The organism is Microcystis sp. MC19 (genome assembly GCF_003019735.1).
GTDB lineage: Bacteria > Cyanobacteriota > Cyanobacteriia > Cyanobacteriales > Microcystaceae > Microcystis.
In genome coordinates, this window is the sequence record NZ_CP020664.1 from 858165 (window position 1) to 873065 (window position 14901).

Genomic DNA, 14901 nt, shown 5'->3' on the forward strand with positions numbered 1-14901 from the left:
CGATTCCCTTGTCAAGCGCACCTCTTTCTCTGACAATGGATGAAGGACTGATGAGAAACGATCAGTTATAGTGAGACAGCCTTAGCAAGCCAGTAAAAGACTCCTAAATTCACTCTGAGCTGCCACAAATTGCCGTCATACCAACTTCTAGGACAAAAATAGGAATGCGAGTAACTTTTACCGAAAATCAGGGTTTTAGAAAGGAATTGAATAAACGGGTTGATGCTTATTTTACCGAAAACGGCATCCCCACCAGAGATAATTTTGCCATGTACCTGAAGACGATCACGATTTTAACTTGGGTAATTGCCGCTTGGCTGTTTGTGCTTTTTGGTCCGGATATCTGGTGGCTAAAAATTATCGGTTGTATGGTTTTAGGAGCAGGATTAGCAGGGATTGGTTTTAGTATCGGTCATGATGCTAACCATGGCGGCTATTCTAGTAAAAAATGGGTTAATTCTCTCCTTGGCATGACCTACGATTATATCATCGGTGCTTCCAGTTATCTCTGGCGTTTTCGTCATAATTATCTCCATCATACCTATACCAATGTTTTAGGGTACGATGTGGAAATTCACGGCGATGGTATCGTGCGAATGACTCCCCATGCCGAGCATAAATGGTATCATCGTTATCAACATTTATTTATCCCGATTCTCTACGCTGTAATTCCTATCTATTGGTCATTCTCCGATGTGCGCTCCATCTTCCTTAGTCATCGTTTTGGCGGGATTAAAATTCCCAATCCTAAACCGATCGATCTATTCGTTTTATTGAGCGGAAAAGTTGTCTATCTCTTTTGGTTTATTGGCATTCCTCTCTTAGTTGGTTATAGTCCCCTAGAAATAGCGCTCGGTTTTCTCATCGCTTTTATGACCTATGGAGTGCTTGCCTGTCATGTATTTATGTTAGCTCACGTTTTGGAACCCGCCGAATTTATTCAACCTTCGGCAGCTAATCAAATCGAAGACGAATGGGCGATATTTCAAGTGCGAACGACCGTAGATTTTGCTCCTAAAAATGCCTTTTTAAATTGGTATTTGGGGGGATTAAATTATCAAGTAGTTCACCATCTTTTCCCGCAAATTTGCCATATTCACTACCCCAAAATTGCCCCGATCTTAGCGGAAGTTTGCCAAGAATTTGACGTTAATTATGCCGTTTATCCCACCCTGCGAGGTGCTTTGGCTTATAATTATCGTTGGCTCAGACAATTAGGCAATAAACAAAGTAATTTCGATCTCAAATTAGCCAGCTAAATATCAGTTATCAGTTATCAGTTATCAGTTATCAGTTATCAGTTATCAGTTACCAGTTACCAGTTATCAGATGCAAGTTTTAAGTTAATTAGTTAGTTAGTTATCTTTATCTTTATCTTTATCTTTATCTTTATCTTTATACCTGTTTACTGTGTACTGTTTACTGTTTACTGATCACTATTTACTGGTCACTGATTACTGTTTACTGATCACTGAAAAATGAACCTACCCAACTCGATTACGCTATCGCGACTCTTGGGACTGCCATTAATTTTGTACTGGTTGCACCAAGGCACAGAAATCGATCGCTGGTTAAGTTTAATTATCTTTCTGATTGCTGCCAGCACCGATTGGCTCGATGGTTATCTAGCGCGAAAATTCAATCAAATCACCGAATTAGGTAAATTTCTCGATCCTTTGGTCGATAAATTGCTGGTTCTCGCTCCCCTCTTAGCTCTCATTGAAATGGATTTAATTGCTGCCTGGGGAGTATTTTTGATTCTCGCTCGCGAATTAGCGATCGCTGGTTGGCGCATTAATCCGAGTTTAACGGGAAATAGCGACATAAAAGGGGCTAATTGGTGGGGAAAAAGCAAAACAGTCAGCCAAATTATCGCTATCGCTCTCTTAATTGCTCCCTTGCCTTCTGAATATAATTTAATTGCTCAGATCGTTTTCTGGCTATCGGTGACATTAACTTTAATTTCTGGAGTGATTTACGTCATACCCAGCCAAAAATTAACCCAAAATTCTTAAAAACCTGACCATTAGCAACAATTCAGGCAACAAACCAGGCAAACACGGTTGCATTTTTTTCTCTGATATATAATGATCGGGGAGGGACTGTCAAACTCTTCAAGTTCAAACACATCATTCAAAGAAAAAACTATGACCACCACTACTATATCTTTTGCTCTTTCCACCTTTGGTATTAACTTCGCTGTTGGTGGAACGGTTGCCCAGTTCCTGAACACCTATCCTACTGGCACTATTTCCATAGCGACAACAGACCCTGGTACCTATAATCTCACGTCCATTGGTGTTTTCGGTGACGGCGATTCGGTTTGGAGATTATTCAACGGAACGACCAGTGCTGTTAGCGCAACCCTTGTGGGGAACGATTTCCCCTTTACTACGACCCTTACCCTGCCAGCAGATAGCAATACCTTTGTTAGATCTATGGTTGGCGGCACTCATATACTAACCGTCGGCACTAATTCCTACCCGAAAGCCGCAGGTACGCAGACCATCGACACTATAACTGTACCACCAGCCACAGCCACACCTCCCGCAACTACCATCCAACAATTCCCCCTCACCAATCCCTATTTCATCACAGGTAGTGACTTCAACGATACTCTCACCGGTGGTGCAGGAGCCGATACCCTAAGTGGTCTTGGGGGAGACGATATCCTAAGTGGTGGAGGGGGAAACGATAGCCTAATTGGTGGCGCGGGAGCCGATACCTTCAACGTCGCCGCTGGCACCGACACCATTTCCGATCTTGGAAACGGTGTCGACATCCTGATTGTCGCCGCTGGCGCCACGGCGAATGCCACGGCGGTAGCCGCCTGGACTGCCACTGCATCGACCAACAACTCAGGCACTGCATCGGTCACGGCGAGCGGCTTTAACATCAGCGTTGCTTCAGCGACTGGTACATCGGGATGGACCCTCACCAATAGCGGAAATGCCACTGCTGTCACCCTGACTGGCGGCGCTAACGCAGACACTCTCATTGGTGGCGATGGCAATGATAGCCTAGTTGGCGGCAATGGCAACGATAGCCTAGTTGGTGGACAAGGAGCCGATAGCCTAACTGGTGGTGCGGGAGCCGATACCTTCAACGTCGCCGCTGGCACCGACACCATTTCCGATCTTGGAAACGGCACCGACATCCTGCTTGTCGCCGCTGGTGCCACGGCGAATGCCACGGCGGTAGCCGCCTGGACTGCCACTGCATCGACCAACAACTCAGGCACTGCATCGGTCACGGCGAGCGGCTTTAACATCAGCGTTGCTTCAGCGACTGGTACATCGGGATGGACCCTCACCAATAGCGGAAATGGCACTGCTGTCACCCTGACCGGCGGCAGCCAAGCCGATACCCTAATCGGTGGTACTGGCAACGATACCCTAAATGGTAACAATGGCAACGATAGCCTAGTTGGTGGCAATGGCAACGATAGCCTAGCTGGTGGCGGGGGACTCGATACCCTAACTGGTGGTGCGGGAAACGATACCCTAAATGGTGGAGTTGGCAACGATACCTTTGTATTTACCAATCAAGGCGTTGACTCAATCACAGCCTTTTCTCTCAGTGGTTCTAATGGAATCGATCGCTTGGCCATTACCTCTAGTGCTTACACAGGCGCTCCAGCAGCAGGTACGACGGCAGTTATTGATTCGACGCCTTCAAACGGCGAGGCTAACGATGTTATTTTTGTTGGTCTTCTGGCTACTATTCAAACGGTTACCTCTGGTTCTGCTCGTTTTGCCTTAGCCACCAATGACGGTGCAAGGCAGTTTTTGTATGACGCTGATGGTAACTGGTCAGAGTCATCTGATCAGGTTGTCATTGCAACAATTGGTGGCGTTAACTCGCTTACAACCGGTTTAACTGCTGCTAACTTCGCCTTCATTTAATTTCCTTGTTTGAATACACAGATACTGGGTGTGTTAGCCCTAGCTAACACACCCTTATTACTGTGAACCATTTAAATTGTTAGTTGAGATGAGGCAAGAGGCAAGACCCCCCGATGTCGGGGGGGTTGGGGGGATTCCACTAATCTTAAGGATAGACGGTTAAAATGGGTCTGAGCTTCAGAGCCATTGGCATTAGTTTTCTGTGGTGATTAACTGACGGTGATAATCGCCCCATAACTTCGCTGCCTGTTGACTACTGCCGGAAGTGGGAGAATTGTTATCATTCCCTAACCAAATGCCTGTCACCCAGTCGCGACGGGGAAGATAACCGATAAACCAGAGATCCACATAATTATTAGTAGTTCCCGTTTTACCCGCTTCTCCCATGCCAACACTGGCAGCACCTCCCGTACCATTAGTTATCACCCCCCGCAAGAGGCTATTCATCGTTTCGGCGGTTTTAGGGGAGATTACCTGCTGATTTCTCTCGCTATCCTCGCCATAGTCATAAATAACCCGACAGGTACTCAAATCCTCCACATTTTCACAGTCGGAAGCGTCGAGAATGCGTTTAATGGCGTGGGGACGATTCCAGCGCCCACCGTGGTCAAAAACCCCATAAGCGCCGGTCATTTCTAAGACATTTACCTCGCTTTGCCCTAAAATTAGCCCCGGTACAGGATTTAAAGGTGATTTCACCCCCAAACGTTGCGCCACATTGACCACATTACTTAATCCTGCCTCGCGAGCAATGCGAAGGGCGACGCTATTTTCCGATTGCGCTAAACCTTGAAACATATTGACCCCCCCGCTACTGCGTTCACAGGGAGAATAGGCCTGTCCTTGCCAAGAGAGTCCCGCGCAGGTATAGATTTTATAGGGCGATATTCCCTTTTCCAGGGCGGCAGCATAAGCAAATACCTTAAAAGTGGAACCGGGTTGACGTTTAGCTTGGATAGCGCGGTTAAATTGGCTTTTTTGATAATCAACTCCCCCGACTAAAGCGAGAATTTCCCCGGTTTGACTGTTTAAAGTAACTAAAGCCCCTTGGGAGTATCGATAGCGGGGTCCTTGCTTTAGGACATTATTTTTTAAACTTTTTTCTGCGATCGCCTGCAGCCGGCGGTCTAAACTGGTTTCAACAATAAAATTGCCCTCTTTGGCCACTTCCTCTCCTAAAAGGTCCTGTAATTCCTCGAAAACGTAACTATAAAAATATGGTGCAATCGTACTAGATAGGGATTTTTTGGCTTGGGGACTGATTTCAATGCGAGATCTGCGGGCGCTGGCGGCCGCTTCCGGGGAAATCATCCTTAATTGGGCCATGCGATCGATGACACGATTGCGTAATTGTACGGAAGTGTCATAATCTTGAATGGGATTAAATCGATTCGGGGCGGGTAACATAGCCACAAGGGTGGCAGCCTCGGAGATATCTAAATCTCTAGCGGATTTATCAAAATAAAAGCGGGCCGCGTCTTCAAAACCGTAGCCGGCCAAACCGAGATAAACTCGATTGAGATAGGTTTTGAGGATTTCATCCTTACTATACACCGCTTCTAATTGTAGGGCGACCACAGCCTCCCGGAGTTTGCGATCGGCAGTATTTTGGCGACCGACTTCGGGGAATAAACTACGCGCTAACTGTTGAGTCAGGGTACTGGCCCCTTGACGAATGCCCCGACCTTGCCAATTAATCATAACAGCCCGGACAATCCCCAAAGGATCAACGCCAAAATGCCAGTAAAAACGACTATCTTCGGAAGCGACAACCGCCTTGGGCAAATAGGGTGAAAAATCCCCCAGATTATCTAATTCTTGGTGAGTTTCCTGTCGAATGGGATTGAGGGGAGTTTGACCATCCCTAGCATAGACGACCACCGGACCTCTCACCCCGGAAGGGAGTGGATAAACATTAACTTTGCGACTTTCCCAGATAACCGCTAAAACTAATAAACCGAAAATACCCCCCGCACCATAGAAACCATAGCGCAAAAGTCGCACCCACAGAGGAGGGGGACAGTAATAGGAGATGGTGACACAATTGGCTAAGTCTGGAGGGGCCAGGGTAAAGGTATCACCATGACGCAGGGAAACGCTTTTCAGACGACGTTTACCCATATAAACCCCGTTAGTGGAGTTTTCATCTGTGAGCAGGAAATTATGGGGATTTTTCGGGTCACGCTGTAGGGAACAATGAATCTGACTGACCACGGTATTACGGATAGTAATATCACAGGAACTGGAACTGCGGCCTAACAAATAGCGATCGCCAATAAGGGGATATTTGCTTTCCCCGCTGCCATTCTCGTTTTTAAGGCGTAATTCGGGAACTCTAGCCCCTTTTTTGAGATTTACCGCCTGAAAATTCACCTTTCCTTGCAATTTCTGCACGGCAACGGTGACAAGTTGACTAATTTGGGTTTTCGGCGACTGGTTAGACATAGTTTTTATCAGTTATCAGCTTCTGGAGGCAACAGGGGAAGTGGGGGAATGGGGTAGTGGGGGAATGGGGTTGTGGGGGAATGGGGTAGTGGCAAGTGGGGGAATGGGGAATTTCAACTAAAACCCCAACACCCTAACACCCCCCGCAACGCGCACGCAGTGACCACCCTAACACCCCATCACCCCAACACCCTAAAACCCTAACACCCTAAAACCCTAACACCCTAAAACCCTAACACCCCAATTCACTCCCAATATCCCTAAATTGCCATTTTAGCCTCTAAAGCTTTCAGGTATTCCGTATTGACTCCCGACTCGCGAATCAGAGCAATTTTACCGGTACGGGCCACCTCGCGAACGCCAAATTTATTCAGCATTTGCATAATCGCCACCATTTTACCCGGATCCCCCACCACTTCGATGGTCAGGGTTTCCTCGGAAATATCCACAATTCGCGCCCGGAATACCTGCGCTAATTCGATCACTTCGGCCCGGCGCTCGGCGGTAGCATTAACTTTAATCAGCATTAATTCCCTTTCCACACAAGGGGTTTGGGTGATATCCTGCACCTTGAGGACGTTAATTAACTTGTAAAGTTGTTTGGTTAACTGTTCGATACTGTCCTCGTCTCCTGGTACTACCATCGTAATCCGAGAAACTCCCATCTGTTCGGCAGGACCCACGGCCAGACTTTCAATATTAAAGCCCCGACGGGCAAACAATCCAGCAATACGGGTTAAGACTCCTGCTTCATCTTCAACTAATACGGATAATGTGTGTTTCATGGCGATCTATCTACACAACCTAGATTTCCCCATTGTAAGACAGGAGGCAAGGCCACAACAGTTTGTCTTCTCGGAGGGATTTGGGTAGGAAGGAACCTCTACTCTGTCCTGGCCCTGAGCTACGTCGAAGGGAAAGTTAAATCCAATCCTCGTCATCCCCTTTGTTTACCTCCCGATCTTGGTTTTGATCCTGGGCGGGGGGCGTAATAATCCGATAATTGACATCGTACACTTGATCGGCCTTTTCCCCGCGAGTCTGTTTGGCTGTGCGGTAACTATAAGAATAAACCGTGCCAGTTTTAGAACTGTCACTTGGAGGCTTGACAAAATTTGCTTTTTCCTCATCGGCAAGCCTAGGCGAGAATTCTTCCCGATCCTGAATGGTGGTCGGTTGTTCGGGGGGTGGATCAAAATTCCAATCATCACCGCTCTCTCTTTCCCAATCGTTACCCCGTGCAGAAGCAGCAGTATCTTGAATATAGCTAGGTCGGGGAGATGGGGGTGGGACTGTAGGATTATTCGCTATACGAGGGGAGGCTTTTGGGGCAGCCAAAGGACGACCAAAACTATAGAGAAATTGCAGGGTTAAACCACTGATAATTCCCGCTAGGGTGAAAAGTAACACCCAGACCGCTAGGGGCAGTTTTACCGTCATCATACCGCCAAAAAAGACCAAAGTGATCACCGTCAGATTCTGCCAGATCAGTAATCCGCCTACAGCGATCGCAAATAAGACCATTATCCAGCCCATTTTTACCTCCCTTGATTCAGTGATCAGTAAACAGTGATCAGTAAACAGTGATCAGTGATCAATCACTAAGGGACTTGCGTGGGAATAATATCCCAATCGATCGGAGGGCGCAAGCTTTGCGCCCCTACAGTAACGGATTTTGTCCACAATGTAGGGGCGAACTGCATTCGCCCAAAAGGTACATTATCAAAGCGCAGGTCCCTAACCACTAACTAACCACGGGAGCATCTCACCTTTGTAACCCCTAAATCAGGTTTTTATGTCAAGCTATTTTGAAAGTCTTGCTAGAAACCAGTTTTATGGATAAGTATAATTACTCACTTGCATAAATGAGATGCTTTCCCACTAACCACTGTCCACTATCCACTGATAACTGATAACTGATAACTGATCACTGATCACTGATCACTGTCAATGTCCTTGCCAGCGATTAATGGCCACACAATCGATATCTAACTGATCGAGAGTACGAGCGATGACAAAATCGACCAAATCCTCGATCGATTGGGGATGGTGATACCATGCCGGTATTGCTGGCACAATTCTAACGCCTGCCTCAGCTAAAGTGGTTAAATTACGCAGATGAATTAAACTAAAGGGGGTTTCTCGCGGTACTAAAACCAATTTTCTGCCCTCCTTAATCTGCACATCGGCCGCTCTTTCTAGCAAATCGGAACTTAATCCCCCCGCTAATTTGGCCACTGTACTCATGCTACAGGGAATAATTACCATGCCAAGGGTGCGATAGGAACCACTGGCGATCGTTGCTCCCACATCACCCCAACGATGACAGCGTAGTTTTCCCCCTTCCATCACCCCACATTGGCTGCGCCAAAATTGTTCTTGCAGCTCTGGTTCTGGAGGCATCCGCGTCTGATCTTCCGCTTGCCAGACAGTGTAAGCTGATTTGGAAGCCACTAGATCGATCGTGTAGTCGGCTAAAAGTAGATATTTGAGGGTACGCACGGCATAAATCAGCCCTGATGCCCCCGTAACGCCCAAAATTAGCGGTTTAGATAATTCCTTCAAGCTCTAATTCCTCGATCAATTGTAATCCTCTTGGGTCGCCCACTTTTAATAAAGCACCTCTCGCATCCTCCTTGACACCTAAATCCTCATCTTCCACCAAGGCCTCGATTAAAGCATCGATCGCCGTGGCATAAATCACATTGAAGGGCAATTCTCGGCATAATTGACCGATCGACCAAGCGCAATTACTCCGCACGGCTGCGATTAAATCTCGGCGCAATCCTTCAATTAAAGGCGGCAACACGGTGATGATATCTTCATAATTGACCTTGGCAATCTGGGCCAAACTACTGGCGGCCCATAATCGCACCGCCGAAATATCGGTTTTGAGAGCGTGAACCAAAGGATTGATCGCTCTGCGATCACCACAGTTACCCAGGGCCCAAACTACCCCTTTTCTGACGTAACCATTCCAATCTCTGGCCAGTAAATCGATTAAAGGCTCCACGGCGCTAAGACTGGGATTTCTGCCCAAAGCGTAGGCGACACTGACACGCACTAAGGGACAGACATCGTTTAACATCTCCAGTAACGGGGCGATCGCTCTTTCGTCACGCAATTCACAAAAGGCGCGGGCCGCGATCATCCTCTCGCTCAGATGAGCAGAAGTAAGCAATGAGAGCATTTCCTCCGGATCGGGGGGGATTTCCGCTGCTTGATTCGGATCGCTCCCATCGAGAGGATTATTTAAGGAGTTGCTAGAGTCTAGGATTTCATTGTCGTACATACTTGTTAGATTATCTTAATCCGTGACCGCTTACGTCAAGCCCAAAATCAAAAAGTAAGTAGTCGTGCAAAATTAATTTCCTAGTGAAGATAGGCAACAGGCAACAGGCAAAAGAAAGAATCTGGCAATTCTCCCACCTAAAAACAAGGTCAGAAACTAAGTACATCAAAGCTTTTAGCTTACCAAATTAGGTTACACTTCATCTTGACGAGAAAGGCTGCAGGCTCTCCTATTCTTTGTGTGATAAGTTTAACTGATATAGTAGCGATCAATCTTTGTGTCCTTTGTGTCTGGAGTAGTTCGTTCCAGTCGTTCGCCCGCAAGACTGTATCTTAGAATACATTTTACCCACCAAACCTAAGACAGTCAGCTGCATTTACAAAACCTAGCAGAATAGAAAGTAAATACAGGGCAGATTTTCGTTTTTTTGCGATGCCAAGACGCGGATTTGAACCGCGGACACGAGGATTTTCAGTCCTCTGCTCTACCAACTGAGCTATCTCGGCTTTTTTTTGTCCTTTCTCAATATAGCACGCCCTCGAAATAATTGCAAGGTTTTTTTCTAAAAAGTTTTCCGCTCGACTAGATTGGCAAGGTGAGGGTAAAAGTGGTGACAGCATTGGCACTGGTGACATCGATGGTGGCATTCAGGGGTTTAATCAGTTGGCGGACCAAAGCTAAACCCAAACCCGTGCCACTGTAGCGCCAGGGATCTTGGTGAGGAATGCGATAAAAAGGGGCGAATATCTTTGATAACTCTTCTGGGGCGATTTCTACACCTGAATTACTCACACTAATTAATATTTGCTCGTCCGCACGCCAGACATCTACCCTAATTATCCCTTGTTCTGGGGTATATTTGGAAGCATTGGTTAGTAATTCCGCTATGATGCGCTCGATATCACACAGACTGGTATTAATCTCCGGTATGTCCCCATCTATATCTACAATTAACTGCTGTTGTCGCTCGCGGGTGAGAGTGCGAAAAGGTTCCACTAATAAGGGTAGCCAAGAAAGTAAGTCGATCGCTTCGATCGCTGGGGGTTCGCTTTCCGCATCCAGATAGGTTAAAGTCAACAGATCATTAACTAACTTGCTCTGACGTTGAGATTCAATGTTAAGAATTTGCAACAGTTGACCGATCGAATCCTCTGGATCGATCTCGATTCCTTGATATTCTAGGAGACTTTCTAGGGTTTCCACCGCTAGACGAATGCTGGTAATCGGGGTTCGCAGTTCATGGGAAAGGGTTTTCAGGAATTCGCTTTTTAATCTTTCCAGTTTTTCTAATTCCCGCACTTGTGCTTGGGAAGATTCGTAAAGTCGCGCCTGTCGAATAGCGATCGCACATTCGGTGGCAATATGTTGAATCAAATTAGTTTCTAAGGAGTTAAAAATCTGATTAGCCGGTCGAATTAGCCAAAGATTGCCCAAAAAGCCCTGATCATCAAAGATAGCACAAGCGCAACGGTTAACACGACAAATTTGCCGATTGTCAAGGGGAAGATGATCGACAAATTGTAAAATTTGTTTGTGCAGCAGCGGTTGATAGATTTCGGGAAAATCGCTAATTTGACGAGTAATTCCCTGACAGATAAGCTCTTGATTGGTATATTCGTGGACAATGGTGGCTTTGCTGCGACTGGGATCATAAAGCTCAATTTGGGCCCGTTCTACGGGTAAAACCTGCACTAATTCCCTAGTGGTAGTTTGCAAAATATGATTTTCATCGAGACTATCGCGAATTTTTTCGGTAATCCGTCCGATTAATGCTTCATACTTCAAAGTCATCTGCAATTCGGCGGTTCTTTGCTGAACCTCCGATTCTAGAGCAGTATTCAAGCATTTTACCCGTTGGTGTAGTTCTGCTTGTTGAATGGCAATTCCCACTTGAATGGCTAATTGTTTGAGCAGATCGATTTCTTGGGATTGCCAAGGGCGAGTTTTTTGGCAATTTTGGGCAATTAGTAACCCCCAGAGTTGGTTATCGCAGATAATCGGCACCACCAGGTTAGCCTGTACTTGTAAAGAGGTGAGTAAGTTGCGATAACAGGGATCAAGTCCCGAATTATGGACATTTTCAATCACTTGAATCCTGCCACGGCGATAATTTTCCAGACGTTCTGGGGATAAATTAAAACAGGGATCTAATATCCTGTTTCCTAAGACAGAATTAATCCTCCCAGTATGGGATTCCACCACAATCATGCCACTACGATCGGGGAATAAACGATAAATTAACACTCGATCGCAGTTAAGAAATTGTCGCACTTCTTTAACGGTTCTTTGCAAAATGCGATCAAGATCCAACGATTGCCGGATTCTTTCCTGCATTACCCCCAGTAGTTGTTCCCGTTCTGCTTGTAATCTTAAAGCTTCTTCGGCCTGTTTGCGTTCGGTGATATTGGTACTGGTTCCCACTAAACGATAGATGCAGCCATTGTCATCCCGTAGGGGTGTTAGAGTCGTTAGCCACCAGTAGGGTATATTTTGAAAAGGTAAATACTGTTCGTAGGAAATAGTCGTTCCGTAACGCACACAATCACTGTAGTGTTGCCGCACACTACGCGCATCATCGGGGGGAAGGATTTGTTCGGGGGTTTTTCCTTTAATCTCTGATGAGCGCAATCCTGTCCAGCGTTCATGAACGGGGTTTGCTCCCACATAGCGAAAGTCTCTATTTTCCAGCACGTCCACCACAAAAATCGACGCTTGCACGGAATTGAATATACTACGCAGAAACTGCTCGGAATCCTCCTCTTGTGGCTGTCCATCTAACTCGGTATCGATTGCTGATGGCTGCTTTTCCATAAGAGCCTCCCCTTGTGCTAATTGGTGGATTTGGATCGATAATCACAAAATCGTCGGCTACTCCTAGAGGTATTTAACAATTTCTTAAGATCCTCGCACGAATTTTCCGATCCGCTGCCGATTCCGATATATTTCTTTGCAAAAACGAGAAAGCAACCCCAATATACTGAGATCAGTTATCAGTTATCAGTGATCAGTTATCAGTTATCAGTGACCAGTTATCAGTTATCAGGTTTAAGTTTTAAGTTAAGTAGCTAGATACAATTAATTACACATATCCAATTACTTCTTCCATGAGTGCCTATCCTCACCAAGAAGTTAATTTTGTCCTATTACTTATATGTGTTATTTTCAGCGATCACTGTTCACTGATTACTGATTACTGATCACTGATTACTGAATTTAGGCTTCTTGATTGACAAAAGGCAATAAAGCCATTAAACGGGCCCGTTTTACCGCTTCCGTTAAATCTCGCTGTTGTTTAGAAGTTAAACCAGTGATACGTCTCGGCAAAATTTTGCCGCGTTCGGTGATAAATTTGCGGAGGAGTTCGGTGTCTTTGTAGTCAATCGGTTGACTGGGGGAGATGGGAGAAAGACGTTTACGATAGTAGCTCATAGATTTGTAAAGATTGCTTGACTTTTTAACTAAAGTGTGTTTACTTAATTTCCTTGTGGACGGTGTGCTTATTGCAGTGGGGACAGTATTTCTTGATTTCCAGTCTGCCGGTGGTATTGCGACGGTTTTTGCTGGTGGTGTAGCGAGAAACGCCGGGGGTACGCTTATCGGGATTACTGCGGCATTCCGTGCATTCTACAGTGATGATTAGGCGAACGCCTTTTTTACTAGCCATAACAACAGGGGATCGGGTAAATTTACACGCAATCGATCATTATGACATATCTGGGTCCTTTTAGGCAAGAGCAGCCTGGACGAACCAGGGGAACTGTCGGCTAAAAAGTTGAGTTGGGGATGAAATCCAGCACAAAAAAGCTAGAATAATCAGAGCAGTTGGCGAGGATCAGGAAAAATGACGGTAAGATTGGGTAAACCGATTTTAGTGACGGGGATAGGTATTACCATTGCTTTCACCCTGGGGGAAAGTCTCAATAGTACAGTGAGCGAAATTGGTTCCTGGGGTATTTTCGGTGCGATTGCTGTTGGTGCCGGTATCTGGTTTTGGCAAAAACCCAATGCGAAAACCGATTTTTCCCCCCCCAGTCCCCTGAGTCTAGAAAAGGTTAAACAAGGGATTGGCAAGGCCGAGCAGATAATTAATTATCTGGCCAAAGAAGACCCCGATCAAGACTTAACCCCTCTCAAAACCACTTTAACCCAATTAAATCAAGAATTTAGTCGCCAAGACCTGAAAATTGCCATTACCGGTGCGAGAAAAACTGGTAAAACTGCCTTAAAAAAACTACTAGAAAGCGGCAACTTTGGGGAATCTATCGCTTTTCTGGAAACGGAACCGCTTCTAACTCTCGACTCCACCGCTAACCAGAAAAAGGCCCTAGCAGCTGACTTAGTTTTGTATCTGATCAATGGGGATTTAACCGATTCCGAATGGCAAATCCTCCAGCAATTCGATCGAATGCACCAGCGTGTTATTCTGTTACTGAATAAACAGGATCGTTTACCTGCCGAAACCAGAGAAGAAATACTCCTTTCCCTGAAACAAAGACTAAAAGAAACTATTCCCGCTCATCATATTTTAGCCATAGCTGCTGCCCCTGAACCCCTAAAAGTTCGTCAACATCAAAGCAATGGAGAAATCAAGGAATGGACGGAACCCCAAACCGTGGTTATCGCTCCTTTAGACAATCATCTCCGACAAATTATCGAACAAGAAAAGCAGGAATTAGTTCTCGGAACTATCTGGAGACAAGCGCTAGAATTAGCCAAGGAAACCAAACAATTACTCAATCAATCCCGACGCAAAAAGGCTTTACCTGTTATCGAACAATACCAATGGATAGCCGCTACTGCCACTTTTGCTAATCCTCTTGCGGCCCTAGATTTAGTTTTAGCAGCAGCTACTAACGCTCAAATGTTAGTGGATTTAGGGGCAATTTATCAACAAAAAATGTCCCTTGAACAAGCAAAAACAGCTATGACTACCCTGGGAAAAATGATGGTACAATTGGGTATGGTAGAGGTGACAACTCAGGCATTGGGAACAATTCTCAAGGGAAATGCGATTACTTATATCGCCGGTGGTACAGTACAGGGAATCGGGGCAGCCTATCTAACTCGTTTAGCAGGTTTAAGTTTAGTTGAATATTTCCAAGAACAGGAAATTAACGAGCAACTGAATAATGATTGGAATTGGACGAGTTTGCAGAATAAAGTTAAACAGGTCTGGGAACAAAATCAACGCCTAGCATTTTTACAGGATTTTGTCAAGCAAACGAGCGCTCGTTGGTCGGCATTTTCTGGTTAAAAAAT

Annotated in this window: 12 protein-coding genes and 1 tRNA gene; 4 read left to right on the forward strand and 9 right to left on the reverse strand. The window is 45.7% G+C overall.

The window, feature by feature from the left end; genetic code table 11:
- Positions 1-164 precede the first annotated feature (164 nt).
- The 3 genes from B5D77_RS04420 to B5D77_RS27835 all read left to right on the forward strand — a co-directional run bounded on the left by B5D77_RS04420 (position 165) and on the right by B5D77_RS27835 (position 3905).
- Complete coding sequence (locus tag B5D77_RS04420; protein ID WP_106908351.1) at positions 165-1259, forward strand: acyl-CoA desaturase; 1095 nt, start codon at positions 165-167, stop codon at positions 1257-1259.
- 219 nt (positions 1260-1478) lie between these two features.
- Complete coding sequence (gene pgsA / locus B5D77_RS04425; RefSeq protein WP_008204624.1) at positions 1479-2015, forward strand: CDP-diacylglycerol--glycerol-3-phosphate 3-phosphatidyltransferase; 537 nt, start codon at positions 1479-1481, stop codon at positions 2013-2015.
- A gap of 423 nt (positions 2016-2438) precedes the next feature.
- Positions 2439-3905 (forward strand): calcium-binding protein, encoded by a 1467-nt coding sequence (locus B5D77_RS27835; protein WP_305791994.1) that lies wholly within the window; start codon positions 2439-2441, stop codon positions 3903-3905.
- Positions 3906-4097: 192 nt separating this feature from the next.
- On the opposite strand, the gene B5D77_RS04435 is transcribed toward B5D77_RS27835, so the two are convergent.
- From B5D77_RS04435 to rpmG, 9 genes are all read right to left on the reverse strand, one after another.
- Positions 4098-6350, reverse strand: a complete 2253-nt coding sequence (locus B5D77_RS04435) for a PBP1A family penicillin-binding protein (RefSeq protein ID WP_106908353.1) — start codon at positions 6348-6350, stop codon at positions 4098-4100.
- A 260-nt stretch (positions 6351-6610) separates the two neighbouring features.
- Complete coding sequence (gene ilvN, locus B5D77_RS04440; protein WP_002743360.1) at positions 6611-7135, reverse strand: acetolactate synthase small subunit; 525 nt, start codon at positions 7133-7135, stop codon at positions 6611-6613.
- Between the two features lie 136 nt (positions 7136-7271).
- Positions 7272-7886 (reverse strand): hypothetical protein, encoded by a 615-nt coding sequence (locus B5D77_RS04445; RefSeq protein ID WP_008202449.1) that lies wholly within the window; start codon positions 7884-7886, stop codon positions 7272-7274.
- A 411-nt stretch (positions 7887-8297) separates the two neighbouring features.
- Positions 8298-8915: a flavin prenyltransferase UbiX gene (locus B5D77_RS04450; protein WP_008202451.1), complete on the reverse strand. Its 618-nt coding sequence runs from the start codon at positions 8913-8915 to the stop codon at positions 8298-8300.
- Complete coding sequence (locus B5D77_RS04455; RefSeq protein WP_008202453.1) at positions 8899-9642, reverse strand: HEAT repeat domain-containing protein; 744 nt, start codon at positions 9640-9642, stop codon at positions 8899-8901. Before B5D77_RS04455 ends, B5D77_RS04450 begins: the two co-directional genes overlap by 17 nt.
- 433 nt (positions 9643-10075) lie before the next feature.
- A tRNA-Phe gene (locus B5D77_RS04460) sits at positions 10076-10148 on the reverse strand.
- A gap of 76 nt (positions 10149-10224) precedes the next feature.
- On the reverse strand, positions 10225-12453 hold the full coding sequence (locus B5D77_RS04465; protein ID WP_008202455.1) for a GAF domain-containing protein: 2229 nt from the start codon (positions 12451-12453) through the stop codon (positions 10225-10227).
- A 402-nt stretch (positions 12454-12855) separates the two neighbouring features.
- Complete coding sequence (gene rpsR / locus B5D77_RS04470; protein ID WP_002770735.1) at positions 12856-13071, reverse strand: 30S ribosomal protein S18; 216 nt, start codon at positions 13069-13071, stop codon at positions 12856-12858.
- Positions 13072-13111: 40 nt separating this feature from the next.
- A complete protein-coding gene (gene rpmG, locus B5D77_RS04475) occupies positions 13112-13306 on the reverse strand; it encodes a 50S ribosomal protein L33 (protein ID WP_002734724.1) in 195 nt (64 codons plus the stop codon).
- A gap of 177 nt (positions 13307-13483) precedes the next feature.
- On the opposite strand from rpmG, the gene B5D77_RS04480 reads away from it, so the two are divergent.
- The gene (locus B5D77_RS04480; RefSeq protein WP_106908354.1) at positions 13484-14896 is read left to right on the forward strand and encodes a DUF697 domain-containing protein; all 1413 of its coding nucleotides are present in this window, start codon (positions 13484-13486) and stop codon (positions 14894-14896) included.
- Positions 14897-14901 lie beyond the last annotated feature (5 nt).